Origin of the sequence: Roseobacter sp., from assembly GCF_024639605.1 — a bacterium.
Classification (GTDB): domain Bacteria; phylum Pseudomonadota; class Alphaproteobacteria; order Rhodobacterales; family Rhodobacteraceae; genus Roseobacter.
In genome coordinates this window covers 1-3,126 of record NZ_JAHEHZ010000249.1, presented here as the reverse complement: position 1 = coordinate 3,126, position 3,126 = coordinate 1, and the positions used below count along the sequence as shown (strand labels likewise).

5 protein-coding genes are annotated in these 3,126 nt (G+C 60.7%); 4 read left to right on the top strand and 1 reads right to left on the bottom strand.

Annotated elements, in window-relative coordinates; all coding sequences use genetic code 11:
* The 4 genes from Q0M35_RS18350 to Q0M35_RS18335 form a co-directional block, all read left to right on the top strand.
* The coding region (locus Q0M35_RS18350; RefSeq protein ID WP_295317693.1) for a polysaccharide deacetylase at window positions 1-590 on the top strand (590 nt) is incomplete at its 5' end.
* The gene (locus tag Q0M35_RS18345) at window positions 587-1,066 is read left to right on the top strand and encodes a class I SAM-dependent methyltransferase (protein ID WP_295317692.1); all 480 of its coding nucleotides are present in this window, start codon (window positions 587-589) and stop codon (window positions 1,064-1,066) included. The genes Q0M35_RS18350 and Q0M35_RS18345, both read left to right, overlap by 4 nt.
* 70 nt (window positions 1,067-1,136) lie before the next feature.
* Entirely contained in the window at window positions 1,137-1,253 is a 117-nt protein-coding gene (locus Q0M35_RS18340) for an entericidin A/B family lipoprotein (RefSeq protein ID WP_295317691.1), read from the top strand.
* A gap of 277 nt (window positions 1,254-1,530) precedes the next feature.
* The gene (locus tag Q0M35_RS18335; protein WP_169641787.1) at window positions 1,531-1,647 is read left to right on the top strand and encodes an entericidin A/B family lipoprotein; all 117 of its coding nucleotides are present in this window, start codon (window positions 1,531-1,533) and stop codon (window positions 1,645-1,647) included.
* A 92-nt stretch (window positions 1,648-1,739) separates the two neighbouring features.
* Here the strand turns inward: Q0M35_RS18335 and Q0M35_RS18330 are convergent, their stop codons facing one another.
* A complete protein-coding gene (locus tag Q0M35_RS18330) occupies window positions 1,740-2,069 on the bottom strand; it encodes a TraR/DksA family transcriptional regulator (RefSeq protein ID WP_295317690.1) in 330 nt (109 codons plus the stop codon).
* Between the last annotated feature and the right edge of the window lie 1,057 nt (window positions 2,070-3,126).

The window sequence follows — 3,126 nt, the reverse complement described above, 5'->3', positions numbered from 1 at the left end:
CGGCGCATGCAGAGCCGGCGCTCGGCGACTACCTGCGCGCCAAAAACGGGCTGATCGCGCTGGTGCATGGCTGGGCGCATGAGAACCACGCCCCTGAGGGTGCCAAAAAAGCCGAGTTCGGCCACCCAAGACCCGACGGTGCGGCGGAAATCGCCACAGCGATCGGCCGGCTTGAGCGCCTGTTCGGCCCGCATATGCTGCGCGTCTTCGTGCCTCCCTGGAACCGGTTTGATGACAGTTTTACCGGTGCGCTGACGGGCTCAGGGTTTCGCGCCCTCTCAACCTTCATGGCCAGACAAACTCCGATGGCTGCCCCCGGGCTGCTCCGCATCAACACTCATATCGATCCGATCGACTGGCGGGGCACGCGCGGGCTGGTCATGCCCGCGCAGATTATTGCCGGCGCGGTTGACAGGCTCAGGGCGCGGCGGGCCGGCAGGGAGGATGGCACCGAACCGCTCGGCCTGCTGACTCACCATCTTGTGCATACCGAAGATGTCTGGCACTTCACCGAAACGTTTCTGAGCGAGATGCTGGCAGGCGGTGCTGAACCGGTATCCATCACCCGACTGACGGAGACCGGACCATGAGCCGACTTGATTCCATGCGCCGCCGGCTGACGGCACAGATTGACGGGCTGAACTGGGCTGCAGAACAGATCACCGGACTTGCCGGCGATGTGCTTGAACTTGGTCTGGGCAACGGTCGTACCTATGATCATCTGCGTGAAAACCTGCCCGGGCGCCGCATCCGTGTGATCGACCGTGTGCTGCAGCCGCATCCGTCCTGTATCCCGCCAGCAGCGGATTTCATGCAGGGAGAAGCCGAAGATATGCTGGCAGCCCTCGCAGCGGAAGGTGCGGTGATGGCGCTGGCGCATTACGATTTCGGCTATGGTGACAAGGCGCGTGATGTGGCCGAGGGCGCTAAACTTTCGCCGCTGATCGTACCGCTTATGGTGCCGGGCGGGCTGGTCGTCAGCCAGCAGCCCCTTGTGGGGATCGAACAGATTTCCGGGCCCGATACCATCGATCCGGAACGGTATCTGTTCTACCGTGCGTCATAAAACACATGGTGTACGGAACCAGAACGGCAGGCAGGCGTTTGTCCGGCGGGTACATCAAAAGGAAAATATCATGACCAGAATCGTAGTTCTCTTTGCCGTCATCACCGCACTTGCTGCCTGCGAGACCACCAAAGGCGTCGGCCGTGACGTGCAGAATGCAGGCCAGGCACTGGACGAAGCGGTATAAGCTGACCCCTTTTTCCAAGGACAAAAAGCGGTGTTTATCACCGCTTTTTTTCTGTCTGACAGACCAGCGGACACAGACTGCAGGCCACGGCTGGCCGCGAAACGCGGTGGCGGACCTGCCTTGTTCCGGGCCAGGTCCCCGATGGAACTTCCGGAATTCCGGCAGGGCGCAAAGACGCTGCTCGCTGGCTGGTTTCGCCAGGAAATTTTTTGCGTGGACCTCGCCGCAAAAGCAGTTAGTCTATGTCTCAGGACACACTAATCAGAAGGATCTGACGATGCTGAGACTTGCCATTCTTATGACCGCTGTACTGGCGCTGGCCGCCTGCGAGACGACCAAAGGCGTGGGCCGCGATGTTCAGAACGCGGGCGAGGCGCTCGACCAGGCGATCTGATCTGCACATGCACCCCGCGGTCTGCGCGGGGTGAACCGCTGTGTATTACGACATATGGGAAACCGGCACATTCAGGGCCGGTTTCGCTCGTTTTAACTGCCGTCGATCTGTGCCGCACAGGTTCTGCACAGCGCGGTTTCGGGGACAGCATCAAGTCGCGCTTCGGAAATTTCCTCTCCGCATTTCAGACAGATACCGTAAGAGCCGTCCTCCACGCGCCTGAGGGCGGCATCGATGCGCCGGACCTGCTGCAGTTCATTCTGACCCAGCGCTTCCAGCACCTCATCCCCCTGCCGCTCCGTCGAAAAATCCTCAAGATCGCGCGTCGGTGTCTCGTCGAGAGCATGCTCCACTTTCTGCAGATGACCAACCAGTTCGCGACGGCGGGCGAGCAACGTCGATTTCCTTACCTCTGTATCCACTTCAGCCTCCTCTTTTCTGTGAGAAAGTATCGCAGGATGCAGCGCCATCTGCTTTGATTTGGATCAGTCAGAATGGTGGGGAGCACCGGCCCGGCGGCGCAGGCAGGACCGGTGCAGAACGCTATGGCCGGACGTGCGAAAGGCGCCAGGGGATCGGACCGAAATCCGGATCCGTGCGTGAGCACATCCTGACGCCTTCTTGAACCCGTCATCCCCCCAGAGGGCGAACTGTGGCCCACATTGCTCCGGGCGTTACCGCCCCTCGCCGAAGCAGCCTGCCTTGCGACCTGCCACTCCCCGCTCTGACCCTCCCGGTGCCGCCTTCCCGGATGTCCCCTTGCGGTTCCAACCGTTTCGACCTGCGCCGGCGCCTGCCGCCCTTTCGTCACAGCCCTTTCGGGCTCACACGATCCGACCTGCTTCCTCCTGGTTTTCCCGCTGCCGACCTGAACCCGAAGGCCCTGTTCTGCACCGCGTCCGCCCGGAGGGGCCTTTGCGTCCGCTCCTTTGTTCAGTGAACTCCGTTGCGGTGAGATCAGATTGTGATTTGTCTGCGAGTCGCGCAACAGAAAAATGCGGGTTCGGCGAAATTTCTTGTGGATAAGATGTTGATTTAATTGTGGTTTCCTGATGTGGATAAGCGGGGGATAAGAGAGAAATATCCTTTGTCCCGGCCCGCTTGCTGCGCTGCGGAATTCCTGTGGACAGGTGGAATTTCTTCTCGGGGCGTGGCCGCACTGACAACCCTCACTCTACGCTGGATCAAATTCGCGGGAGGGCTTTCAGACGTATAACCACTGCAGGCAGACAGGTGATTTGAGGCCTTGGGGGGGCCTGGCGCTACCGGATTTTACAGGGCATTCGCCGGGGTTGCGGGCGGTAACGTATGAACGAAGCACCGCGCCGACTCCGCAGATGCGTTGCATGCACGTGCCAGAACCGAGGGGTGGGTGAAGCCCGGCTTGGAAACTGTCCAGTGGACAGTCTCAGGGCTGAACGGGCGGAGCCCCGGACACGGGCGCGGCAAACCCGCAGGATTTGAAATACCCAGTCAACT